This window comes from Collinsella aerofaciens (assembly GCF_028209885.1).
Classification (GTDB): domain Bacteria; phylum Actinomycetota; class Coriobacteriia; order Coriobacteriales; family Coriobacteriaceae; genus Collinsella; species Collinsella aerofaciens_BA.
Genome location: NZ_JAQLEM010000015.1, coordinates 1 through 23,687 on the forward strand (window position 1 = coordinate 1; position 23,687 = coordinate 23,687).

The 23,687-nt window shown below is 58.4% G+C and carries 18 protein-coding genes and 1 tRNA gene; 4 read left to right on the top strand and 15 right to left on the bottom strand.

What is annotated here, in order from left to right; all coding sequences use genetic code 11:
- Window positions 1-341 precede the first annotated feature (341 nt).
- Window positions 342-1,415, top strand: coding sequence for a hypothetical protein (locus PMX21_RS05220; protein WP_271758488.1), 1,074 nt, complete (start codon window positions 342-344; stop codon window positions 1,413-1,415).
- Here PMX21_RS05220 and PMX21_RS05225 read toward each other — a convergent pair.
- From PMX21_RS05225 to pheS, 6 genes are all read right to left on the bottom strand, one after another.
- Window positions 1,412-2,260 carry a hypothetical protein gene (locus tag PMX21_RS05225; protein WP_271758490.1) on the bottom strand — a complete coding sequence of 283 codons (849 nt, stop codon included), beginning with the start codon at window positions 2,258-2,260 and terminating at the stop codon, window positions 1,412-1,414. The genes PMX21_RS05220 and PMX21_RS05225 overlap by 4 nt on opposite strands.
- An 80-nt stretch (window positions 2,261-2,340) precedes the next feature.
- Complete coding sequence (locus PMX21_RS05230; protein ID WP_271758492.1) at window positions 2,341-3,111, bottom strand: energy-coupling factor ABC transporter ATP-binding protein; 771 nt, start codon at window positions 3,109-3,111, stop codon at window positions 2,341-2,343.
- A 44-nt stretch (window positions 3,112-3,155) separates the two neighbouring features.
- Window positions 3,156-3,992 carry an energy-coupling factor transporter transmembrane component T family protein gene (locus PMX21_RS05235; RefSeq protein ID WP_271758494.1) on the bottom strand — a complete coding sequence of 279 codons (837 nt, stop codon included), beginning with the start codon at window positions 3,990-3,992 and terminating at the stop codon, window positions 3,156-3,158.
- Window positions 3,970-5,055 (bottom strand): cobalt transporter CbiM, encoded by a 1,086-nt coding sequence (gene cbiM / locus PMX21_RS05240; RefSeq protein ID WP_271758496.1) that lies wholly within the window; start codon window positions 5,053-5,055, stop codon window positions 3,970-3,972. The genes PMX21_RS05235 and cbiM overlap by 23 nt, the downstream gene beginning before the upstream one ends.
- A 245-nt stretch (window positions 5,056-5,300) precedes the next feature.
- Window positions 5,301-7,754 (bottom strand): phenylalanine--tRNA ligase subunit beta, encoded by a 2,454-nt coding sequence (pheT, locus tag PMX21_RS05245; RefSeq protein WP_195543801.1) that lies wholly within the window; start codon window positions 7,752-7,754, stop codon window positions 5,301-5,303.
- Window positions 7,755-7,938: 184 nt separating this feature from the next.
- Complete coding sequence (pheS, locus tag PMX21_RS05250; protein ID WP_117770495.1) at window positions 7,939-9,015, bottom strand: phenylalanine--tRNA ligase subunit alpha; 1,077 nt, start codon at window positions 9,013-9,015, stop codon at window positions 7,939-7,941.
- A 505-nt stretch (window positions 9,016-9,520) separates the two neighbouring features.
- Between pheS and PMX21_RS05255 the strand changes: the two genes are divergently transcribed.
- A complete protein-coding gene (locus tag PMX21_RS05255; protein ID WP_271758498.1) occupies window positions 9,521-11,104 on the top strand; it encodes a carboxypeptidase M32 in 1,584 nt (527 codons plus the stop codon).
- Window positions 11,105-11,370: 266 nt separating this feature from the next.
- On the opposite strand, the gene glmM is transcribed toward PMX21_RS05255, so the two are convergent.
- The 3 genes from glmM to PMX21_RS05270 all read right to left on the bottom strand — a co-directional run bounded on the left by glmM (window position 11,371) and on the right by PMX21_RS05270 (window position 16,270).
- The gene (glmM, locus tag PMX21_RS05260) at window positions 11,371-12,702 is read right to left on the bottom strand and encodes a phosphoglucosamine mutase (protein WP_271758500.1); all 1,332 of its coding nucleotides are present in this window, start codon (window positions 12,700-12,702) and stop codon (window positions 11,371-11,373) included.
- 83 nt (window positions 12,703-12,785) lie between these two features.
- A complete protein-coding gene (locus tag PMX21_RS05265) occupies window positions 12,786-15,098 on the bottom strand; it encodes a DUF4012 domain-containing protein (RefSeq protein WP_271758502.1) in 2,313 nt (770 codons plus the stop codon).
- 149 nt (window positions 15,099-15,247) lie between these two features.
- Window positions 15,248-16,270 carry a DMT family transporter gene (locus PMX21_RS05270; protein WP_271758504.1) on the bottom strand — a complete coding sequence of 341 codons (1,023 nt, stop codon included), beginning with the start codon at window positions 16,268-16,270 and terminating at the stop codon, window positions 15,248-15,250.
- Window positions 16,271-16,559: 289 nt separating this feature from the next.
- Between PMX21_RS05270 and PMX21_RS05275 the strand changes: the two genes are divergently transcribed.
- Both PMX21_RS05275 and PMX21_RS05280 read left to right on the top strand, forming a co-directional pair.
- A tRNA-Val gene (locus PMX21_RS05275) sits at window positions 16,560-16,634 on the top strand.
- A gap of 317 nt (window positions 16,635-16,951) precedes the next feature.
- Window positions 16,952-17,638, top strand: coding sequence for a DUF5710 domain-containing protein (locus tag PMX21_RS05280; protein WP_195920039.1), 687 nt, complete (start codon window positions 16,952-16,954; stop codon window positions 17,636-17,638).
- A gap of 219 nt (window positions 17,639-17,857) precedes the next feature.
- Here the strand turns inward: PMX21_RS05280 and PMX21_RS05285 are convergent, their stop codons facing one another.
- The 6 genes from PMX21_RS05285 to PMX21_RS05310 all read right to left on the bottom strand — a co-directional run bounded on the left by PMX21_RS05285 (window position 17,858) and on the right by PMX21_RS05310 (window position 23,650).
- Window positions 17,858-18,676: a PTS system mannose/fructose/sorbose family transporter subunit IID gene (locus tag PMX21_RS05285; protein WP_271758507.1), complete on the bottom strand. Its 819-nt coding sequence runs from the start codon at window positions 18,674-18,676 to the stop codon at window positions 17,858-17,860.
- Window positions 18,666-19,436, bottom strand: coding sequence for a PTS mannose/fructose/sorbose/N-acetylgalactosamine transporter subunit IIC (locus tag PMX21_RS05290; protein ID WP_271758509.1), 771 nt, complete (start codon window positions 19,434-19,436; stop codon window positions 18,666-18,668). The genes PMX21_RS05285 and PMX21_RS05290 overlap by 11 nt, the downstream gene beginning before the upstream one ends.
- Window positions 19,437-19,480: 44 nt before the next feature.
- Complete coding sequence (locus tag PMX21_RS05295) at window positions 19,481-19,951, bottom strand: PTS sugar transporter subunit IIB (protein ID WP_117746736.1); 471 nt, start codon at window positions 19,949-19,951, stop codon at window positions 19,481-19,483.
- Between the two features lie 43 nt (window positions 19,952-19,994).
- The gene (locus PMX21_RS05300) at window positions 19,995-20,963 is read right to left on the bottom strand and encodes an SIS domain-containing protein (RefSeq protein WP_195920042.1); all 969 of its coding nucleotides are present in this window, start codon (window positions 20,961-20,963) and stop codon (window positions 19,995-19,997) included.
- 132 nt (window positions 20,964-21,095) lie between these two features.
- Window positions 21,096-21,812, bottom strand: coding sequence for a GntR family transcriptional regulator (locus tag PMX21_RS05305; protein WP_158554614.1), 717 nt, complete (start codon window positions 21,810-21,812; stop codon window positions 21,096-21,098).
- A gap of 332 nt (window positions 21,813-22,144) precedes the next feature.
- Window positions 22,145-23,650 (bottom strand): Sau3AI family type II restriction endonuclease, encoded by a 1,506-nt coding sequence (locus tag PMX21_RS05310; RefSeq protein ID WP_195920043.1) that lies wholly within the window; start codon window positions 23,648-23,650, stop codon window positions 22,145-22,147.
- Between the last annotated feature and the right edge of the window lie 37 nt (window positions 23,651-23,687).

Sequence of the window (23,687 nt, forward strand, 5' to 3'; positions counted from 1 at the left end):
CGCCGCACGGCAAAACACGCACTCATTTCTTTACCAAAAGCGCGAAATCCACCCTTCGAGGCCCAAAAAATAAAGCCCCAAGCGCTAAAAGTGTTCGCCCGGTGGCAAACCCACACCTTAACCGACGCTGCTAAATCGTTTTAGCAAGAGCAAGATCAACCGCGTTTTCGGAAGTGCGGGGAAAAATTGCTTATCCCCGAGCACAAGTCCTTTTATTTCAACAAAACCCCTGATAAAGTTGGCTTAAATACCGCTTGTGCCTGACCTATTTGTCTTTTTCACCGCACTTCCGAAACGGATAGCTTTTCTAGCCCAAACAACGCTCAAACGATCGGATCGCTATGTCATTTCTTGCCTGCGGACCCACGGCTTTTCAGTACTATCGCATCCCGCCCCAAATACTGGGACTCTATCCGGCAATCCTGCCGCCCGACCATGACCATCGCTTGGTGCATTACTCAAAACAACCGGTATTTAAAGACTTGCTCGGCACACCAGTTTGGAGATTCGTGAGCGAAAGGAAACAACGCGCGAACGGAAAGCTATTTCATAGCCGTCTACTAACCCAAGAACCACCTCCGGGGTCGTTTAGGCAGACTGAACATGGATTTGATGTCACTTCACCGGAGTTCACGCTGCTCAGCCTTGCCACGCAGGTCTCACGCAACCAGTTACTCATGGCGTGCTACGAGATGTGCGGCTCCTTTGCAGTGTTTAAGCCCTGCGAGCGAACGCAACAACAACTCGATGAAGCTATTTCGCTTAAGTTCATTCCACCCAACTGCGGCTGGGAGCGAGTTAACGACACCAAGGGCAATGACACCAACTTGTGGAAGCGCACGCCGCTTCTTACCGCAACGGATATCGCCGCGTTCGCCAAGCAAGCCGCAGGCCTGCGCGGCGTCAAACAACTGCGCTGGGCGGCCGAGCACATGACGGGGCAGGCCGCCTCACCCTTCGAAGTACAGACCTCCATGCTTATCTCGCTCCCCCGCGACGAGGGCGGCCAGGGCATCGAGATCGCCAACAACGCGCGCGTCCCGCTCAGTGAAGCCGCACGTTCGCTGTATGACAAAACCTGCTGCTACGCCGATATCCTCATCGAAAGCGCCACCGACAGCATGGGCGTCATTCTGGAATGCCAAGGCCGCTCTGCCCACGACAGCGATGCCGCGAGCCTCTCCGATGCCGAGCGCGCCACCGCACTCACAAGCATGGGCTACGACGTCATCCAAATTACCTATGACCAGATCAAGGAGAAGAAGAGCTTCGACCACATAGCCGAGCTCATCCATAAAAAGGCCGGGCTTCCCCACATCCCAAAGACCAAACAGGAGCGCATTGCCGAAGATACCTTACGGCAAGAGCTACTTGTCGATTGGGTTGAGCTATTCACTGCCGGGCCGGCCAGCTAGCAGCTAGCAATCAGGGGCAGCGCAGGCACATCGGGCGATTCGACACGGGCGGCAAAACCCGCCTCGGTCAGCTCGATGACCTCGGTAAACGTTGCGTCGAAGAATTCCTCGGTTAGCAGGCGGTATGGCGGATGGTCGGGATCGCCGGGGTTTTCGCGTACAATCTCGTGCATGACGCCGATGGTCTTGAGCACATACTCCTTATGGATGGGATACTGCCCAAAACGCGTCGCCGCAGTATACAGGCGATCGGTCGCGCGCGGAATCGAAACAATGCCGAGCGTCTTGCCGAACCAGTCAAAGTCGCCTTGCTTTTTAATGCGGAACTCCTCGCACGGCTTGCCGCCGTGCGCCTCCAGGTACTGATTCACGCGCGTATTCCATACGGTATCGGCCACCAGATGCGACCAGACACCCAGTGTCAAATCGAGCAACGACTGCGCCACATCTTCGGACGCAAGCGAGAACTCACGAGCGCCGGGACCGACAACCGGCTCAGCATCCCTGTAGCGCTGGGGATAGTGCACGCGATTCAGTCGCTCGCGCTCCTCGATAATCGAGGTCGCCGCGGCTGGCGCACCGGTGGGCGAACTTTTAAGCAACGGTGCCACATAGGTATCCCAGAACTCGTGCTCACGCGGCTTAGGGATAGGCTCGGGCTTGGCAAAGTGCGTAATGCGGTACGGGATGGGATCGGCGATGCCAGGGACCATATAGCCCACGAAAATATCCGGAACCACGCAGCCAAACAAAAAGGCATTGCGGTCGCGCACGCTCTTGGCAAGCGCACCGGTGCGCTCCAGCAAACGCTCCGTCTGAGCGATATGAATGTTCCAGCTTGGCATAGCCACCCCCATAAAAAACCTGGATAACTATACCATCACGGCAAAGCCGCGCGGGCGGCTACGCACGCTCTACGCAGCAACTAGTCCGTAGCACCGCTTTCGGTTCCATACGACGGCGAAGGCGCCTCGACCACATGGTGATATCGATCGATATAGATTGCACGGGCACCCAGGCGTCGCACCAAATCCTGGTGATGTGTGCTCATCAAGACCGTCTTACCCGCCGCGACGTAGGCCAGCAAGAAGTTGACCACGATGTCGCATGAATCCTCGTCGAGCCCATTAGTAGGTTCGTCGAGAACCAAGATATCGGGGTTCATCGATACGACTGCCGCCAGCGCCACACGCTTCTTTTGCCCACCCGAAAGCTGATAGGGCGAGGCATCGACCAGGTCGGCAACTTGAAACAGTTCTATGGCATCGTGCACGCGACGGTCGAGCTCGTCTGCCGGCAGCCCCATCTGCGCGGGACCAAAAGCAACTTCCTCACCCACCGTAGCGCAGAACAACTGGGCGTCGGCATTCTGGAACACAAAGCCCACGCGCTGATGGAACCGCTGGGCCGTCGCGGAATCCTTGAGATATGCCGCATCGACCATACACCCGTCAAACAGGTATGCCCCTGCGTCCGCGAGTTCAAGGCCGTTAATAAGACGCATAATCGTCGTCTTACCGCAGCCGTTGGGACCGAGCAGGGCAACGAGTTCACCACGATCGACCTGCAGCGACACGCCATCGACAACCGTATGCCCCGCATAGGAGAACACCACGTCGCGCAACTCAATAAGCGGCGCGCCCTCGGCGCCGCCCGCACCGTTCGTGCCCGCCGCACTATTCATATCGATCGTCAAAACGTCGCCCTTCCCTACTCACATCGACGGCTAGACCGCCCGCGCTACAGTACCGCACACAACACGGCGAGCAACGCCACGCCGACCGCATAGACCGCATCGCGCCAGCCAAAGCCGCTCCGCGCGGGAGCCGGATACGCGCCGGCAAAGCCGCGGCAGAGCATGGCCTCATCCATCGCGCGGCTGCATTCCATCGCCTTGATAAAGGTCATGCCCATGATACCCGCGATCGAATCGGTACGCGAAAATCCCTCAGGCGCACGGCCAACGCTGCGCAGCATGACCGATTCGCACAGATCGTGCGCCGTGCGTCCCAGCACCTCGATATGCTTGAGTGCCATATCAAAGGTAAAGATGACCTCGTCGGGCAGGTGCAGCATTTTGAGCGCCGCCGACATGCGGCTCCAGGTAAGCGTCCACGAAACGCCCAGCACCAGCGACACATTAATGAAGGTCTTGAGCGCGATCTTGAGCATGGCGCCCGTGGCAGACGCGCCCAGCAGCAGGGCAGGCAATGCCAGAACCACCGCAAGCCCCGTGGCGCCGAGCGCCGGTACAATGGTCGCACGCAGCCCGCGTACGGGGCGCACGGCAACGAGCACCAGCGCAATGGCCGCCATCAACATGAGGTACAGCGGGCTCTGTGTCAGACACACGCACAGGACGCAGACGAACATCCCCACCAGGCGCACCGGAGCCGAAACGCAAGAAAGGGCGCGGTCGACCAGCGACCCGCCCTCGTGCGCGCCTCCACCCAGGCGAACCCGCTCAAGCAGGCTCGCCAGGTGCAGGACGTTCTTTTGCATCACACGATGCCGAGCCCCCGCAGGCTCGTATCGCTCCTCGGTCGCAAGCCAGCTAGGCAGCTCGGCTATTGCCATGAGCACCGCTTTCCTTGACCGTAAGCGAGATCAGGCGGAATGCGATGGTGAGCACCGCCACGCCAATCACGCCGGACAGGATATACATGGCAGCCTGGCCGGCAAAGCCAAGGCCTTGCTCCTCGGAATAGGCCTGTAGGTAATCGCCCGTGGGCAGCGCATCGGCAAAGGTCGGAGTATCGAGACCGACCGAAGCCTGCAGGCTGTCGTCACCAGCCTCCTGAACGGCGGTCGCGGCGCCCTCGGCGTCCCACTCACCCCAAGCGTCACCCGTGGCCAGCAGGCCCAGCGGCGTGGCCACGACAAGCACGGCAACCAAGATGAGCGTGGGGACCAGCGAGGTCTTCTTGGCAGCAGCGCCCTCGGCAGCAAGCTGGCCATCGACGGCCTCGGGCCCGACGATAATGCTCGGCGCCGTCTTCTTAATGAAACCGTAGATGGCGGCCGTCGCCACGCCCTCGATCACGCCGGCAACCAACATATGCGGGATCAACATGGCCGGAATAGCCACGGACAGCGGGAAGGGGCAGTACAGCGGCGCGCCCGAAGCGTTGGTAAAGAGCATCGGCTGAATACCAAACTCGATTGCCGCGCACAGGGCCGCCAGGCACAGGCCGACCCAACCGCTCACGATGGCAGAAATCGAGGTGCCCCAGCTCTTGTCGTGCAAACGGCTGTTGAGCGCACGGAACACGACAGCAGCGGCAAACGGCAGCACGAAGGCCATGTTAAAGCAGTTGGCGCCAAAGGACAGGACGCCGCCGTCGCCAAACAGCAGCGCCTGCAGCGCCAGCGCGACCGAAACCGCGATGGCAGCGGCCTCGGGACCCAGCAGCAGCGCGATGAGCGCGCCGCCGACGGCGTGGCCTGTGGTGCCGCCAGGCAGCGGCACGTTGAACATCATGAGCAGGAAGGAGAACGCGGCGCAGATGCCCAGGAACGCCATGTGCTCGCGATCGAGCGTGGCGCGCACCTTTTTGATGCAGTGGATCCAAACGGGCACCATCGCCACCGCCATAACGGCATCGGTCTGCGGGGACAGATAATTATCTGGAATGTGCATGTACGCCTCCCGGTTATCGGCGCACGGAATTGCAACGCCGCTTGAATCACCTTTCCAGTGTTACGTAATGTCAGATTCGTAACACGCCGCGGGCTATCATAGCAAAACGGCGCACTGCCGACAAAGCAGCACGCCGTTATGTAATGCGCGTGTCATATATGCAGGCTCAACGGTGCCTTATACCGAAAACAGCAGTCACGTAAGACTCGGCGGCAGCCGACGCTGGCCTATATCCGGCGCAGGACCTAGCCGCGGACCTCGCCGTTTACGCCCTTGCACACCTTGGTGACGATCTTCTGGTGCGCTTTTTCGACCTCTTCGCTGGTGAGCGTGTGGTCGTCGGAGCGATACGTAAGCGCAAAGGCCATGGACTTCTTGCCCGCACCGATACGGACGGGATCGCGGTAGACGTCGAACAGGCGCACGCCCTCGAGCAGCTTGCCTCCGGCGCTGGTAATACGGCGCTCAAGATCCTCGCAGGTCACAGTGTTGTCGACCACGATAGCAAGGTCGTGCTCAACGGCCGGGTACTGCGAGAACTCGCGGTAGTTCTCCTGGTTGCGGGCGCCCTTGATCAGCTTGTCCAAGTCGAGCTCAAAGGCAACGACGACCTCGTCGATGCCCATGGCCTCGCGCGCCTTGGGGTGGATCTCGCCAACCCAGCCCAGCACGGTGCCGCCGGACAGAACCTCAGCCGCACGACCCGGCTGCAGGAAGGCATAGCCCTCGCCCTCGACGGGACGGAAGCGAACCTTCTCGATGCGCAGCTGAGCAAGCAGCTCCTCGACAATGCCCTTGCCAAAGAAGAAACGCAGCTTACGGTACTTCATGTTCCAGGACCGCTCGCTCCACTGGCCCGAGAGCACGCCCGCCACGGACTTGGTCTCCTTGGGCAGGCTGGCGTTCTCGCGACCGTGGAACAAGCTGCCGACCTCGTACAGATGCACGTTGGGCGTGCCGTGGGCCTCGTTGTAGGCCACAGACTGCAACAGGCCTGGCAACAGCGAGCGGCGCATCTCGGTCTGCTCGGCTACCAGCGGGTTCATGAGCACCACGGGGCAACCGCGACCCTCGGTGGACATACCGATCTTCTCCAGGTCGCCCGGGGCGGCAAAGCCAAAAGTCGTGGTCTCGTTGAGGCCGCAGGCGCGCAGGATCTCGCCGACCTTACGAGTGAGCTTCTGCTCGCGGGTCAGACCGCCGATGTGGTTCTTGGCAGCCGGAATGGTCGCCGTCACGCGGCCCATGCCCCATAAGCGCAAGACCTCCTCGATCAGGTCGATCTCACGCGGCAGGTCGGGACGGAAGCTCGGCGGCGTGACCATAAAGTCCTCGCCGTCGCGCTCGACGGTGCAGCCCAGGCGGGTGAGCGAGCGCTCGATAAAGTCGGACTCGATGTCGGCACCGCAGATGGCGTGCACGCGGGCCAGGCGCAGCTTGATGCTGTCGATGGTCTTGGGCGCGGGGAACACGTCCACATAGCCGGGAGCGACCTCGCCGCCGGCGATCTCCTCAATCAGCGCGCAGGTAACGTTGGCAACATCCACGCAGCCGGTCTCGTCAACCTGGCGCTCAAAGCGAATGGAGGCGTCGGAGATCAGCGAAAGGTCGCGGCTGGTGTGCGAGGTGCGGCCGGCGTTGAAGCAGGCGCTCTCGACCATCACGTCAACGGTATCGTCCTCGATCTCGGAATCCATGCCACCCATAACGCCGGCCAACGCCACGGGGCGCTCGCCGTCGGTGATGAGGCCCATGCCGGCGTCGAGCACGCGCTCCTCGCCGTCGAGCGTCGTGAACTTCTCGTCCTGCTGGGCGGCACGAACCACCACACGACGGTGGCCATCGCGCTCGGCAAAGGTGTCCAGGTCAAAGGCGTGCAGCGGCTGACCGGTGAGCATCATCACGTAGTTGGTGATGTCGACGATGTTGTTGTGCGGGCGCACGCCTAGGGCGTTGAGGCGCTTGACCATCCAGTCTGGCGACGGGCCGACCTTGACGTTGCGCACGATGCGGGCAACGTAGCGGTCGCACAGGCCCTCGTCGGCGATCTCGACGGAAAGCTCGTCGTCGGTCGCGCGGCCGGTCTCGACCTTGATGGCGGGCAGCTCAACGTGGAAATCGCGGTCGAAGATGGCGCCGGTCTCGCGGGCCATGCCGATCATGGACAGGCAGTCGGGACGGTTGGGCGTGATCTCACAGTCGAGCACGGTGTCGCTCGAGCCCACGTACTCGGCAAACGGCATGCCGCAGGGCGTATCCTCGGGCAGGATCATAATGCCGGAGTGGTCGCCACCCAGGCCGAGCTCGCGCGCGGAGCAGTTCATGCCCATGGACACGACGCCGCGAAGCTTGCTCTTCTTGATCTTGACGTCGCCGGGAAGCACGGCGCCAATCATGGCCGTGACGATGTGGTCGCCGGCCTCGAAGTTCTGCGCGCCGCAGACGATCTGCAGCGGAGCGGGATTGCCGTCGGCGTCGAGATTCTTGTCGCCCACGTCGACCGAGCACACATACATGTGGTCGCTATCGGGGTGCGGGATCTTGGTGAGCACCTTGGCGGTCACCACGTGGTCGAAGGACTCGCCCACGGTGTCGATCGCCTCGACCTCGGTGCCGGTACGGATATATTCGTCCGAAAGGGTCTTGGGATCCTCCGGAATATCGATCATGGTCTTGAGCCAGTCGTAAGAAACACGCATCTAGCTCTCCTTTCATACTGAAAGCCTGCGAAGAGATGCAGGTGGAAACTTCAACTTTGTGAACATTCCTTACAAAGCGAGGGTTGTCCAAGTGCGGCAGATCGGCCCGAAAGAGGAGCGCCGCGTACTTTGGTACGCAAGCGACGAATGAGCGCCGAGGTGTCGTGCTTGGGCAAGCCGCAGCCTAGAACTGATTCAAGAAGCGCATATCGCCAGTCATGAGAGTTCTAAGGTCAGGCAAGTCGTAGCGCAGTGCCGCGACGCGCTCGGCGCCAATACCAAAGGCGAAGCCGGTGTACTTCTCGGGGTCGATGCCGCAGTTGATCAGAACGTTGGGGTCGACCATGCCGCAGCCCAGGATCTCAATCCAGCCGCTGTGCTTGCAGAAGTTGCAGCCCTTGCCGCCGCAGACGTGGCAGCTCACGTCCACCTCGCAGCTGGGCTCGGTGAAGGGGAAGAAGTGCGGGCGGTAGCGCGTCTTGCGGTCCTCGCCAAACATGCACTTAACAAAGTAGTCAAGCGTGCCCTTAAGATCGCCAAAGGTGATACCCTCGTCGACGACCAGGCCCTCAATCTGGTTGAACTGCGGCAGGTGACAGGCGTCGGCCGTGTCGGGACGGTAGACAGTGCCCGGGCAGATCATGTAGATGGGCGGCTTCTGCGACTCCATGGTGTGGATCTGCACGCCCGAGGTCTGGGTGCGCAGCAGCACGTCGGACTCGCCGTGAGCGTGAGCCTCGGGATGCGCGACGCTGCCGGGGTTGTTGTCGACCACATAGAACGTGTCGCGAGCCGAGCGGCTCGGGTGATCCATGGGCGCGTTGAGCGCGGTGAAGTTGTAGTAGGAGGTATCGACCATGGGGCCGGACTCGACGGTGTAGCCGATGCCGCAGAAGATGTCCTCGGCTTCCTCGATGATCTGCTTGATCAGGTGCTGGTGACCGATCTGCGGACGGATGCCCGGCAGCGTGATGTCGACGGCCTCGTGCTCGAGTGCGTGCTTGAGGGCGGCGGCCTTCATCTCGGTGGTGCGCTCGTCGAGCATGCCCTCGATCAGCTGGCGCATCTCGTTGGCGCGTTTGCCCATCATGGGACGATCCTCGGGAGCGAGCTTGCCCATCATGCGCATCAGGCCGGTGATACGGCCCTTGCGGCCGAGCAGCTCAACGCGCGCGGCCTCGAGCTTGGCGGCGTCGTCGGCGCTAGTGACGAGCTCCTTGGCCTCTTCCTCGAGTTTGACCAGATCATCAATCAGACTCATGTCTTCCCTTTCGTCTCTCGCACATCCGCGCTCCGGGACGGCTAACGCCGCCCGATGTTGCGGATGCGCGGCCCGGTTCGGTAACAAAAAAAACCGCCCTCGGGCATGTACATTGCCCAAGGACGGTTGAATTCCGCGGTACCACCTTGTTTGACCCGGCGGATGTCTGGCCCGCCGCGCCCACTCTGTGCCTCTTGTCGCGAGGCTCACGGCTTCCCTACTGGGACTTTGCTGCCACTGGCCGCGTGCCCGTTGAGGTCGCTGCTCGGGAGTGAACGCTTGGCCCTTGCCACCGCAGGAAGGCTTGCAGCCCATGACCTTCCCTCTCTTGCCGGCGACGCGGCGGGCAAAACCCTCTCCGTCAACGCATTGGGCTATAGGATAACACATTTCGCGAGCGCATCGCCGCGTTCCGTTTTGTTCGCGCTGGGTACAAGGCAGGTAGCTGTGCAAATTGGCCGCGCACCCGCCTGCGGCGCTCGGCCTGCGAGATTAAGGATACGGTATGGGAAAGAAACTCGATAAGAAGGCCCAGGCCGCCGTGGCAAAGGCTGCCAAGGGCGTCAAGGCTGCTAAAGTCGATAAGGCCGTCAAAAAGTTCCGCAAACTCGAGGGCAAGCTGTGGACTCGCGAGTACCTGCTCAAGATTGCCGAGTTCGATGGAGCGACGATTGCTCCTGCCAACGGTGCTGCCGCCCGTGCCGACGCCATGGGCACGCTTGCCGGCGAGCATCACAAGCTGCTGACCAGCGAGAAGTCCGTTGAGCTCGTACGCTCGTTAGCACGCGAGACGGTTGCAGGCGGACACGTAGACGACCCGCAGCTGCTCGACGAGATCCGCGTGCTCGGCCGCGACCAGCGCGAGGCAAGCGTTATTCCTACCGAGGAGGCCGAGGCCTGGACCAGGCTCACCTGCGAGGCCGACGCCGTGTGGCACAAGGCCAAGACGGCCAACGACTGGGCGAGTTTTGAGCCCTATGTAGATAGAATCATCGCCCAACTTAAGCATCAGGCCGAACTCATGGACCCCAAGCGCGACCCATACGACGTTTGGCTCGACCAGTACGAGCGCGGCCTTTCTGCCGAGAGCTTCGATGCGTTTTGCGATGAGGTCAAGGCGACGGTCGTGCCGCTCGTGCACGCCATCGGCGAGCGCGGCCAGCAGCCCGCTGCCGACTTTTTGCACGCCCGCGTGCCCGAGGCCGCCCAGCGCGCCATGAGCTTCGACCTTATGAAGCTCGTCGGCCTGAACCTGAACGACACCACGCTTGCCTTTACCGAGCACCCGTTTAGCGAGGGCTTTGCCGTGGGTGACGCGCGCATCGCGACACACATCTACGAGGACGATTGCATCTCCAACGTCTACAGCATCATCCACGAGGCGGGACACGCCATGTACGAGCTGGGCGTCAATCCCGCCTATGCGCGCACCTGTCTTGAGGGCGGCACCTCCATGGGCATCCACGAGAGCCAGAGCCGCTTTTTCGAGAACACCGTGGGTCGCAGCCGCGCCTTTATGGGACCGCTGCTCGAGGTGCTGCGCCGCCACGCACCCGAGGTCTACGGCGACGTCGACGAGGACACGCTCTACCACGCCGTGAACATCGCGCAGCCTTCGCTGATCCGCACCGAGGCCGACGAGCTCACCTATCCGCTGCACGTTATGGTGCGCTACGAGATCGAGCGCATGCTGTTTGCCGGCGAGGCCACGGCCAAGGACATCCCCGCACTTTGGAATCGCTTTATGAACGAGTACCTGGGCATTCCCGTTCCTGACGACACGCACGGGTGCCTGCAGGATACACACTGGAGCGGTGGCTCGTTTGGTTACTTCCCCACCTATGCGCTGGGCAGCGCCTACGACGCCATGTTCGTGCCGGCCATGTGCCGCGACGGCATCGACCTTACCGGTGCCTGCGCGAGCGGCGATCTGGCGCCCGTCCGGGCCTGGCTGGGCGAGCACATTTGGCAGTGGGGCCGCGCCAAGGACGCGCCGGAGCTCATCAAGGGCGCGTGCGGCATAGCGTTCGATGCCCGCTACTACTGCAGCTACCTGCAGGACAAGTTCACCACGCTCTACGAGCTGTAAAGCTTAGGCGACACGCCAACGCAAAGGGGACGCCGCGGAACCAATCCGCAGCGTCCCCTTTTTTCACCCAATAACTAGGTACCCAATGACTAGTTCGTTGACGCTAATGTCTTGGCAACGTCAGCGAAAACGGCCCCAAGCGAGCAAGGTGACGTGAAATGAAAGGGCGCTGACCTTCTGGTCGCGCCCTTGAAATTGAACGTCAGATTGCCGCTTGGGGCCGTTTGCAGCGTCGAGCAGCTACGCGGTTTGGTAAAACCGCGTAGCTATAAAGCCTCGAGCGCGTTGGCGATGCGCTTCATGGCGGCATCGGCGGATGCTTGGTCGGGCGCCTCGGCCAGCACGCGGATAACCGACTCGGTTCCGCTCTTGCGCACGAGCACGCGGCCCTCGCCTGCCAGCGCAGCCTCGGCCTCAGCGATGGCGTTCTGCACGCCCATGCTCTCGAGCGCGGCGTCCTTGTCCGCCACGTGCACGGCCACCTGCGCCTGCGGCAGCAGCTTGCACGGAGCCGTGAGCTGCGAGAGCGTCTCGCGCTCGGCACGAATCACTTCCATCACGCGCAGCGAGGTCATAATGCCGTCGCCCGTGCACTCGATATCGCCAAAGATCGTATGGCCCGTCTGCTCGCCGCCCAGGCTGTAGCCGCCCTCGCGCATCTTGGCATACACGTGACGGTCGCCCACGCCGCTGGTCACGGCGCTCAGTCCGGCAAGCTCCAGCGACTTGACCAGACCAAAGTTGCTGGCGATCGTCGGTACCACGGTACCGCCCGAGAGACGCCCGTGCTTGTTCAGATACACGCCGCACACGTACAGGATCTGGTCGCCGTCTACCACGCGGCCGCGTTCATCCACGGCCAGGCAGCGGTCGGCATCGCCGTCATAGGCAAAACCCACGTCCAGGCCCTGCTCCACCACGTGACGCTGCAGGCGCTCCATATGCGTGGAGCCGCAGTCGACGTTGATGTTAAAGCCATCGGGCGCGGCATTGATCACGCGCACGTCGGCACCGAGCGCGTCAAACACCGGCTTGGCCACCGAGGAAGCCGAGCCGTTGGCGCTGTCGATACCGATCTTGACGCCCTGCAGCGAAAAGTTCGCACTTGCAATGAGCGAAGCAATGTAGCGGTTGCGACCCTGCATGTAGTCCACCGTGGCGCCGATGTGGTTGCCCGTGGCCAGCGGCACCTCGCTCTTGCCATCGATGTAGTCCTCGATGAGCTCCAGCACGTCCTCGTCCATCTTAAAGCCGTCGCTGTTGACGAGCTTAATGCCGTTATCGCAAAACGGGTTGTGGCTCGCGCTGATCATGATGCCGCAATCGAAGCAGCCTTCCACAGTCTGATGCGCTACGCCTGGCGTGGGGATCACGTGCAGCATATAGGCGTCCGCACCGCTCGCGACCAGGCCGCTCACCAGCGCTGCCTCGAACATATAACTCGAGCGACGTGTGTCCTTGCCCACGATGACGCGCGCCTTAGCACTGCGGTTGGCGCCGTAATACCAGCCCACAAAACGGCCAATCTTATAAGCGTGCTCTACCGTCAGCCCAACGTTGGCCTCGCCGCGAAAGCCGTCGGTGCCAAAGTACTTCATGCGCTCTCCTTACAAAATAGGGGCGAACAGATTGCCTGTCCGCCCCAAAATGGTACTCGATTATCTGCGCTACCAGAAAAACCCTACGCCGACGCGCTGTCGCGAGCCGCCTGGCATGTAGGAGTCTGACGCAGCGTAAGCGGCTTGTCCCCCGCCTCGGCCGACGTGGTCAGCGTATACGTGATCGTCGTCGTCTCGCCAGCATGCAGGTCAACGGTGCCCGAATAGAAGGGGATTCCATGCCACATAGCGGCGCCAAGACCAAACTGGGTGCCCTCGACGGTCAGATCAGTAATGTTGCCGCCCGTCGGGGCAAACAACGAGACATTCAGACGCTCGTCGTCACGCGCGGCATCGGGTGCGCTCGCCGCAACGTAGTCGGGCAGCTTGCCAGCCTCCTCCTGCGTCATGATGTTCGTCAGGGTAACGGTGATGCGATAGGAGCACGTGCCGTCGCCGTTCTTCACGCCCTGACCAATCTGAGTGTCGGCGTTCAGATACCAGTCGAGCTTGGAGAAGCTCAGGTTGTTAAAGTAAACGCCGGCAACGGGATCGGCACTCGGATCATCCGGATCGGGCAGCGAAGCGTCAATGCCCGTCTCTTTGATGGCATTCTGCTCATCATCGTTTCTCATCCACGCGATCAGGCGGCCCTCTTCGGCACCGCGCTCAACGGCGCTGACAAGCTTCGTAACATCGACATCGCCGATACCGCCAAGGATCTTGTCGAAGGCAGCGCTGGCGACGGATGCAAAGATGCCGTCCGACTCCTCGACCGGATAGTTCCAGTACACATCGTGCATGAGGACCTTTGCGGCGTTGGTGCCGTCGACAACCGTTCCGTCGGGCAGTGACACGTTACCGACCAGGCCCAGCAGATACTGCAGGAACACCGGGTCGATACCGATGACGCCATCAACGTCCTGTCCATACTGGGACTTCCACAGCGCGGCGACACGCTGCGAGTTGCGGGGCCAATCAGGCGAATAGGTATTGCCCGAGTTGTACAGGTTGCTGTGGTTGCCGAACAGCGCCTCATCCTCTTCGTCGACGCTCTCGACCGCCTCATCCTCGCTGAGTCCAATGCAGGGAACAAACTCGCCAATCGACATCTGACCGTCGGTGACCGAAATCAGGCCCTGCGAACCGCCAAAGCCGCCGCAGGCACGAATCTCGACGTTGTTCATGGCGTACATAAGGTAGTTGCGCGTCTGGCCGTTGGCGCCGAGCATCTGGGGAAGGACGGGGGCGACCTTCTCCGCCGCGTCAACCGCGCCGTTGAGGGTGGCAAAGCCGTCCTTGGCCTTATCGACCAGCTCGGTCACCTGGGAAATATGAGTATCGCCAATGCCCTGGACCTTCTCGTTGGCGCTCTTGAACACCTTCGAGCTATTGGAAAGCGAATCGGCGACCGCCTGTAGCGCGGACACGTTAATCATGCCGTCCTGGAACAGCTTGCCGGGCGTAGCCTGCGAGAGGTTGTCGGCCATGGGAACCAGCGCATTGCTCGAGACATCGGACAGGGCGTCAATCATGGTGCGGGCCGCATTGATATCGCTGCCATACACCGGGATAAACGAAGCCGCCGCCCACAGCGGGCTCGAGGTCTTCGCCTTCATGCTGTTACAGAGCTCATCGATCTTCTTCGCGTCGTCAGGCAGCGTCGAAAAATCGCCCGACGTGACCTTGTCCTTAAGGCCACCGACGATCTCGACAGCCTCCTTCGCTTCGCTCTTTACGGTCTTTGCCGAGTTAAGCAGCATAAAGCCGCTTGCGCCAAGCGCAACGAGAAGCACCGCGACTACAGCGGCAATAATGGCGCCGGTGTGACGCTTTTTGTGCTCGCCCTTGCGATGGCGATGACGGACCAGACCGTCAGAGGTCGAACTCGACGAAGCGTCGCTACCGTAGTTCAAGCCAAAATCGTAATAATCTTCCTTGGAACCCGAGCCCGCAAACTCGGCACCGCTATCATCCAGGCGGGCGAACGTGCCAGTCTCGGAGGCGCCGGTGTAGATCGTGCCAAGGTTACCCGTAAGCCCCGCGCCACCGGCAGAGGGAGTATTGTTGTCGGCCTTGCCGGCATTAACGTTGCCGGCGGCATTCGCGGCGTTGGCAGCACCTGCGTTGTTCGCAGGTACCGAAGGAGCCCCGCTCGGCTGCGACGCGGAGGTTGCACCGCCCGCAAAGACATTCCCTCTTGCACGGCCGGTCTTTTTTGCCTTTTGAGACTGCTCGTACAGAGCGGTAAACATCGCCGTCTCGCCCGGGGACACGCGCTTACCGGAGCCGCCCTGTCCAGCGTCGCCCGGCGTGCCGGCCTTACCAGCCCCGTTCGGACGCGGCGGAACTGCAGGACGGCCGCTATCGCTGCCCTTAAAGTGATTACCAGCCATAAAGAAATCCTCGCAATTGAGTCGCAATGAAAAAGTCCATAACGTTACTAGTTTATGGCATTTTGAGCATCGACAGCTAAACTCCAGACACGGACATCAATTGGCGAAAATGCGGCACAACACCTTTTCTGTCTTGGCGGCGGCGTCAACTACACCGTGAGGAACATCATCACGATGATCATGGCAAAGCCGATAAGGTCGGTCGGCAAAAACACCGTGCCCAGCATAACGGCGCTGGTGATGGTCGCCGAAACCGGCTCCACAGTTCCGATGAGGCTCGCACGCACCGAGCCGATGTCCTTAACGCCCTGCATATAGAGCATGTAAGCAAAAAACGAGCCGATAACCACGAACACCGCGAGCGCCTCGATACCGGCGGCATCGAGCGCCGGCATATGCGCCCAGGGCTGCACGAAGACACATGAGACCACGCCCGCCGTGAGCATTGCCGAGCCCGTGACGATGGGGCTACCGTATTCGGGCAGGATCTTGGCGGGAATCACCGCCATACACGCGGCGCTGACCGCACACATAAGACCTGCTGCCAGGCCAAGCGTCGAGATATTCAGGCTGGTGGGGTCGCCGCCGGTGGCGATTAAAAAGGTTCCACCCAGAGCCAGGCCAATGCCGACGACTTCGCGAGTACGCGGCATGCGGCGATCGGTCACGCAGGCGTAGCCCATGATGATAACGAGCTGCAGGCACTGGAGCACCGTCGCGGTTCCGGCGTTCGTCAGGCGCACGGCCGAAAGATAGCAAAACTGGTTGAACAGCAGGCCAAAGGCGGTAAAGAGCAGCAGCTGCTTGCGATCGGCGGGTGTGGTCCAGAGCTTAATCAGGCGCTCGCGGTCGCGCGTAACAACCACGGCCATAAAGAGTAGACCGGCGAGAATCTGACGCACGCTCATAAGCCACAAGGTGTCGACGTGGTAGATATCGAACAGAAAGCTCGCGCTGGTGCCCGAGAAGCCCCAAAACGAACCGCCCACCAGCGTAGCCAAGACGCCCGTGATCATCTTGCGCGACGACGCATCGTTAAGGCGCTCGCGCCAGGCGCGACGGGTGTTGCGGCTGAGCTCGTCGGTGCCCTCGGGCACATCAATGTTCGATATATCGGTCATCGGCACCGAAGCCCCTGTGCCTTCGACCTGCTCGACACACTCTTTGCTCATTCCACTCCCCCGAAACAGCCTAGAAACAATTCGGCTTACCTTACCACGGCGAAGTCACCAGCTGGAGGCTTGTCCGCTTATCGGTAGGACAATTCCGCAGGCGTCTTTCCATAGCTCGATACCGCAATGGCCTTGCATTATGCGACAGCCAAATCGCGGCAGCAGGCTCTTTTGAAATGGATATGACAAAGCCCCCGAATTCCACAATGTAAGCGATTTTTAAAAATGTTCTTGCCACCGAGTTCAGGCTCCGTTATATTATCCCTTGCGCACTTGCGCACCCTTGATCGGGCGTTTAGCTCAGGGGGAGAGCGCTTCCCTGACACGGAAGAGGTCAGAAGTTCAAATCTTCTAACGCCCACCAAATGTTCGCAGCTCAGAGGCTATGTCCTCTGGGCTGTTTTGTTTTATGTCGCCAAATCCGCTGGCAGCTCCAACCGTCATCGCAACGTAACATCAATTCACCTGACGAATGGCTGCCAAACAAATTCAATACCCCAACAGCAACAATAGCCAGGCAGAAAACTGCGCCGCAAGCTGCTCCAACCGCTCAATAGCCACCGAGGCCGAGACCAACGCGTCTCGAACCCATCCGAGCCGCAGCTTCTCGGCAAAACGCCACAACGTCCACACCCTGCGGTATCCTTGAGCCACTTACACCTGCAGCACCAAGGAGCCACCATGCGCACCGAGCTCGATGTTCCCTTTTCGCACAAAGAAGAAGCCAAGGCGTTGGGCGCCAAATGGGACCGGACCAAGAAGATCTGGTATGTACCCAGCGGCGTCAACCCCGAGCCCTTTGCCGAGTGGCTGCCCGGTGTTGACCGATCCGACCCCTCAGCGCCGTATATATATCTTGTACTGGGCAAGCGCGAGTGCTGGAAGTGTCACAAAGAGACCTCGGTCGCGGCCTTCGGCATTCCCTATCGAGCCGATAACGACGAGAGCATCGCCATCGCGCACGCGCCCAACGAAGCCGGGCACATTGCCATCGACACGGCCAACGCCAACGCACTCGCCATCGTGCCCGCTCTTGGCTGCGTGCCGGGCGAGATCCGCGACTACCTTCATAAGCGCTGCGGCTACAAGCCCGTAGGCGCGCGAGCCTCCAAAGCCCCGTCGCTCGGCAACACGTGCACCAGTTGTGACGCGTTGCAAGGCAGCCGCTATCTGTTCGAAGAGCCCTCGTCCCCGTTTGCCCTCACTGCCATCAACAAGCTGCCGGCACTGGAGTTTGTGCGCGTCGAAGTTGCCGGCGTCTTTGGCGTCCCGGCCACGCGCACCGACTTTGACCAGGCGCTCTTTACCTGGGCACGCGACCATCACGCCGAGTTCCACAAGAGCCTGTTCGAGGGAATTTACCTGTAGGGCAAAGCTCGAAAATCGAGTATACCCAGGTAGCAAGGTATATCTAACGGGAAACCGAGAGGCCGACACTTAGCTGACCAACAATCGATAATCGATACTCCGACTGAATAAATACAGAAACAACCCCCCCCCGCATCGGAGTCAGTGCAGGGGGGGGCAGTGCCTGAACCAAAACTCAGCCGGATGGCAATCAGCTCACGCTAAGCAAGGATATCAACTCTAGAGAATTCCAACCGCAGAGCATGCAATCGAAAAGACGACTATCGAGACAAGAACGACCGCAGTATTTGGCTTCTTTCCCATAACCCAATAAATCACAGCTGTTGCGATTACCGAAAGCAGGCATGGCATAATCTGATCCAGCACGCCTTGAATGGCAAGGGCCTCATCGCCCGAACCGAAAGCCAGCGGAGTTGTAACGCTCACCATTGAGGCAATCATTGCTCCCACCGCCATCATGCCGACGACGCCAGTCAGTCTCGTCAGACGTTTCATGATATTTGTCTCGGACAGCTTAACGAGTAGCTTGCTGCCCATCTCGTAACCTTTAATGGCGCAAATGTAGCGCACGGCTTGTGCAGGTATGTTAAACAGTAAGAAAAATAGGACAGCGCCGAGCGGGTTCCCCTGCATTGCGATGGAGCAGCCAATTCCGGCAGTAACCGTACGCCAAGTTGTTAGAAACAACGAATCGCCAATGCCGGACAACGGGCCCATAAGCGAAGTCTTCACATTGCTGATAGCTTCTCCACCAATTTCTCCGCCGTTCGCCTTCACCTCCTCCATTGCTGTCACAATTCCACAAACCAGTGTCGCGAGATAGGGAGTGATGTTAAAGAACTCAAGATGGCGCTTCAATGCGTCTGCGCGATCTTCTTTCGACGGATACAGCTTCTTGATAATTGGGCCAAGCGTAAATGCATTCGCAAGGTACATTTGCCGCTCGTAATCCCAGGACCCCTCGAATGTCATTGAGCGTAGGAAATTTTTATTGAGATCGGACTTGGTGATTTTCGATCCACCTTCTTTAGAACTCATCGTCGTCTCCTTCCACAGAAGCCGTAACAGCGACAGCGGATTCGCGATCTTTAAATACCATCAACAGCACAATTCCGGCGGCGATGAGCGAAACACCCAAGATTGGCAAGCCCAGATACGCACTGAGAACGAATCCAAAGATCAAATAAGGCAACAATTTCCGGTCCATGATGGTCCTAAGCAGAATGACAAAGCCGAGGGCGGGCAAAATGCCTGCGGCAACCGTCAAGCCATGCTGGACAAATTCGGGAATAGCCGCAAGTACGCCTTCCATAACCGGAGCACCCAGCGCATAAGCTGCGGTCACATACAGCGCCTGGGGAATAATGAACCCGAAGAAGCTAGAGATAAGATGGGTCCTGCACACCCCGTCAACGTCTCCTCGTTCGGCATATCCATCGGCGGCGCGATTAATAAGAGGAATCAGAACGATGTAGCAAAAAATCCTGATTACCATTCCGAGCATTGAAATTGGGATTGCCAAAGCAACGCCGGCGCCAGCATCTGAATGGGAAATGATCGCAAACGCAGTGCCCAAAATGCCACCGGAAATCACGTCAGGAGGCGCAGCCGCTCCGATTCCCTGAGCGCCCATAAGGGCCAGCTCAATCGTGGCGCCGATAATACAGCCACTTGCCAAATCACCGAATGCGAGACCCACAATTGTTCCCGTTATCAGGGGTCTATCAAGCATTGATTTACCAAGAAACCAATTCGAGTAGCTAAAGCATGAAATAAGAAAGATCAACAGAATGTCCATTGCATCTCCTTTCCTTAGCACAAATATCTGTCTGCGCTAAAGGCCTACAGAGCCTCCGCCAGTCGCAATGCCTTATCTCCTGGCAAACTCCGAATTACGATATCGACTCCCGCCTCAACAAGCGCAACAAGGCTCTTCTCTTCGTCCGGAGAAACGTAAACGCACCGACTAATTTGTCGGGTTCCCTCTCTCGGTATGACGTTTCCCAGATTAATTGCCTTAATATCTGGGCACCCTTGAGCGAGAAGGCAAGCATCTTTTACGGTTTTGACGACTATAAACAGACGGTATTTGTCCGTTATGCCACTTCTGATCGCCGCAATCGAATCATCAAGTCCTTTTATTACAAGCTTGCATCCAGAAGGCTTTGCCATTTTCAGTATTGCGCGTTGGGCATCATCTGCAGCAACCTCGTCATTTGCAACAAGAATGCAATCAGCCCCTAATGCAGACAGCCAAGATACGGCAACCTGTCCATGGATAAGTCTCTCATCCACCCTCGTTGCGACGATCATAATTGTCACCCATTCCTAAAAGCGAGTCGATAAAACCAGGCGTTTAATACTCGACATGCCACATATAACGGCGCGTCATCAGATCGTGTTTCCTGATATCCCCGAGTGCAGACAGGAGCCTACGCTGTGCCGCATCAAACACAAAGTGATTGAAGAACTCGCAGACGCTTGCCGGGAATTGATTGATATAGAGCTCCTTCGCATCCAGCACCGTGACGCGGTCGGCATATTCATCAAGGAACTTCTTTGCACGCTCATCGTTGGAACGATTTCGGCCATCACTCATAAACAGAACGAAGGGAGTAGTTCGGTCCACAATCTCAAACGGCCCATGGAAGAACTCGCCGGTATTGATGAGGGGCGCATGGACCCATTGCATCTCCATCAAGCTGCAAATGGAGAAACCATAGCCGACACCCAGGGCAGGGCCGCCAGCAAGCGGTACGATAATCTTATCGTCCTTGTGCGAACGGGCAAACTCTTGCGCGCGGGGCTCGATATAACGAACGACCTCATTCACAACGTCCTGCAGCATATCAAACGCCGCGTTAGCGTCATTCAGATACTCATAGCCATCGAAAGCAGAGAGGATCTCAAAGGCGAGCTTGAGAATAGGAGCGGCGTTGCTCTCCATATATTTAGTCTCGGGATTAAAGATTGTGTTAAAGGGGACGTGGTAATCAGCAATCTTGCTCATATTGGCATTGGGATCATGGCAATAGGCAATCGTAATCGCCCCGGCATTCTTCGCGACCTCGGTCGCCACCATGGTCTCGGGGGTTCCCGAGAGCGAGCAGAATACGGCAATGGAGTTCTCATCCAGGGCCTTCGGGGTGGCGTGCACGAATTCGTTACTCGTAATCATCTGTGCGTCGATACCCTTGCCCTCGCGCTGAATCAAGTAGAAGGCCGGATACTGAGCAAGGAGAGACCCTCCGCAAGCCACGAAGTAAACGTTCTTGGGATGGAAATCCTTGGCGAGCAGGTCCTGGACGATTTTCTCTTCTTTCATCGCTACTCCTTTGTATTAATACATGTCCTACTACATGTATTAATTAGAGAATAATCCACGCTGCAGCGTAGTCAAGAAAAAACTGTCGTTTTCCCGCGAACGGCAGTTTAGAGTCGTAAGCGGCAAGCGCTTCTATGCGTAAAACTGATAAAGACCCGGATCGTCGGCAATGGCATGCTGATCGGCAACATGCAGCGGATGCCCTTCCGAATCTTTAACGAAGGACCTATTGAATAGCAGAGCCGAACCAAGGTCGACCTTGAGGAGCTCAGCGTCTCGATCGTCCGCATAGACAATTCCTATACGACGAGTAAGTTCCCCCGGCATCACGCCATGGCGCTGCAAAAGTTCGTATAAAGACCCTTCGAGATCGTGTTCGGCCAAGAACGCGAAGGAAGCTCGAAAGTAATTGGTTTCGGACAGTACCGGCCTACCATCAGAAAACCTAACGCGACAGAGCTTAAAAGCAGGCGAATTGTCTAGGCCCAGAAATGAAACCACTTCCTTTGGACAATCCGCTTCGAGAGAGGCGGACACAATCCGTGCAGACGGCTCCTTTCCCTGCAATCGGCAAAGATCGGAAAAGCTGACAGAAGAACGTGCATGTCCGTCAGAAGCAGCAGACGTACTCTCGTTATCTGCAACGAATGTGCCTCGCCCATGCTCTTTTACCATCAGGCCTTCATTTACAAGATTCGCCAATGCGTGTCGCAGCGTCACGCGGCTGACGCCAAACTGCTTGCACAAAATCTGTTCTCCCGGGACTTGCTCACCAGGCCCCCAGGCACCCGATTCAATATTCGCCTTTAAACGGTCTTCAACCTGAAGATATAGCGGCTTTTCATCCATCATTACCTCCTGACAGTCTGATACTTGTAATATTACATGTATTGACTTTCCGTCAGCTGCATATGCGTCACCATTTTCAAATTAGTTGGAGAAAACCCTTTATAGAAATGAGGAAGTGCGAAGCATAACGCGCCGAGCACGATGTCTACGCGTTCCCCATTGGAGCGCTGCGGGCGTAGGGCGGTGCATCTCAGCTCATTTGATTATCTTGACTGGCAATTTAGTCATCAAAGCTACGGCTCCGCCTCGTCATAGGTAATGGCGAGGCGGAGCCGCGATCAGAAATAGCGACGTTACGAACAGAACGCCGTTGAGAATCCCATGCGAAAACGCTACAGCCCCAGAATATGCTCCAGGTAGCCCTTGTTGAACCAGAACGATTGCTTCGTCATCCAACGCCCGTCGGGCAGTTCGTAAGCATTCCTTGCGATGTCACCGATCTCTGTTCCATCGGCAAACTTGTAAGCCGCTTTTGACGTATGCGGACGAACGTGAACAATTGGGTTGTCCGCCATACCGGGCAGATTGTTAGTCACTTTGAGCTTTCCGCTCGCATCCCGATACGGATTGAGCTCAACGCCCTCACGTATTACCTTTCGCGTCTCATCCCAACAAGCTTTCGCAGGGCCTTCGATTTCGTTTTCTCCCATCGCCCAGAACAAACAACGGTCGAGACGCAGCACGCCATCGTGGTCCTCGCGAAACACAACGAAGAAGAAGCGATTAGTCTCAAGGCATGCATGAAAAGGCGACGTTTCCCAGTCTTCCTCAATTAAACGCTTGAACTCAAACGGTGGGAACGACATAGCTTGTTCGATGTGCCCCCTGTTGTTAACTCGAACGGTTCGGACGGAAATGCCTGCCTTGACGAATTCCTCGGCAGCATTGTTTTTGATTCCGAGCATACGATAGACGAGCGTTGTCCATTGCGCCTTATTGCCCGTGTACTCCAACCCGTATTGCTCCGCAATCTGACGATCAGTTTCGCCATAGTGTTGCTCGATAAGTCCAGTTACGTAACTTTCGAAATCGATAGACTTGCCATCGTCCTGAACAATGCTCTCCCCGACTCGCGGAGCACCGAGGACATAAGTATGGAGCACATAGTCCATATACGAGCGCTTGAGGGAAAAGGCGCGACGCTTTGCGCGATGACGCTCAATCTCACCCGTATCGGTATTGAAGTATTCATAATACTGGTCCGCCCACATCGTGGCCTCAGTTGCGCCCTTCGTGCAAGCACCCAGATAAGTCGTCATGCCTTCTGAAAGCTCGTCCGCACGGCCATCCTGAATATAGGAAATAATCTTCTCGTAGTCGGCGCGAATGATTTTCATGTCTTTTTCGGGAAGACGCACCATGACAGCGCGCTCGATACGCTGGTCATATTTGTCGATAGAACGATCTCGGCCGTAATAAATCAACAGAATATTGCTGAGCTTAGTCTTGAGGTGAGAATTGTCATAGTCGAGCGAAACAGGACGGTCGTAAGGGATCATGGTCAGGACAAGACGCTCACCCGCAGACTTACGGCCATTCTTGAGCACATCGAAACACGTTGCCTTGAGCTCAACGCCCGCCTCGGGAAAATCGGGACGGTCGTCGCTATTGGCCTTGTAGCCAAAGTAGCGCTCCTCGATAAGAGTACCCATACCGCCTTTGTACTTTTTGGAGCCAAAGTCCTTGGGCGCACTCTCCCCTTCCGGGGCAATACCGAGCTCGAGAATATCGCGGAACGTCATGCCGTCGAGATTGGCAGCGTAGCGCTCAATGCTTGAAGGGTCAGAAAAATCAGTATCGTCAAGCATGCGCTTGAAATCGAGGCGCTTCTTGGACACGGGATACCTCCGAAACTCGCAACTAACCCCATAGTAG

Coding starts and splice junctions, on each gene's coding strand:
- PMX21_RS05220 (WP_271758488.1), top strand. CDS start 342: ATGTCATTTCTTGCCTGCGGACCCACGGCTTTTCAGTACTATCGCATC.
- PMX21_RS05225 (WP_271758490.1), bottom strand. CDS start 2,260: ATGCCAAGCTGGAACATTCATATCGCTCAGACGGAGCGTTTGCTGGAG.
- PMX21_RS05235 (WP_271758494.1), bottom strand. CDS start 3,992: ATGGCAATAGCCGAGCTGCCTAGCTGGCTTGCGACCGAGGAGCGATAC.
- cbiM (WP_271758496.1), bottom strand. CDS start 5,055: ATGCACATTCCAGATAATTATCTGTCCCCGCAGACCGATGCCGTTATG.
- pheT (WP_195543801.1), bottom strand. CDS start 7,754: ATGCGTGTTTCTTACGACTGGCTCAAGACCATGATCGATATTCCGGAG.
- pheS (WP_117770495.1), bottom strand. CDS start 9,015: ATGAGTCTGATTGATGATCTGGTCAAACTCGAGGAAGAGGCCAAGGAG.
- PMX21_RS05255 (WP_271758498.1), top strand. CDS start 9,521: ATGGGAAAGAAACTCGATAAGAAGGCCCAGGCCGCCGTGGCAAAGGCT.
- glmM (WP_271758500.1), bottom strand. CDS start 12,702: ATGAAGTACTTTGGCACCGACGGCTTTCGCGGCGAGGCCAACGTTGGG.
- PMX21_RS05265 (WP_271758502.1), bottom strand. CDS start 15,098: ATGGCTGGTAATCACTTTAAGGGCAGCGATAGCGGCCGTCCTGCAGTT.
- PMX21_RS05270 (WP_271758504.1), bottom strand. CDS start 16,270: ATGAGCAAAGAGTGTGTCGAGCAGGTCGAAGGCACAGGGGCTTCGGTG.
- PMX21_RS05280 (WP_195920039.1), top strand. CDS start 16,952: ATGCGCACCGAGCTCGATGTTCCCTTTTCGCACAAAGAAGAAGCCAAG.
- PMX21_RS05285 (WP_271758507.1), bottom strand. CDS start 18,676: ATGAGTTCTAAAGAAGGTGGATCGAAAATCACCAAGTCCGATCTCAAT.
- PMX21_RS05290 (WP_271758509.1), bottom strand. CDS start 19,436: ATGGACATTCTGTTGATCTTTCTTATTTCATGCTTTAGCTACTCGAAT.
- PMX21_RS05295 (WP_117746736.1), bottom strand. CDS start 19,951: ATGATCGTCGCAACGAGGGTGGATGAGAGACTTATCCATGGACAGGTT.
- PMX21_RS05300 (WP_195920042.1), bottom strand. CDS start 20,963: ATGAAAGAAGAGAAAATCGTCCAGGACCTGCTCGCCAAGGATTTCCAT.
- PMX21_RS05305 (WP_158554614.1), bottom strand. CDS start 21,812: ATGGATGAAAAGCCGCTATATCTTCAGGTTGAAGACCGTTTAAAGGCG.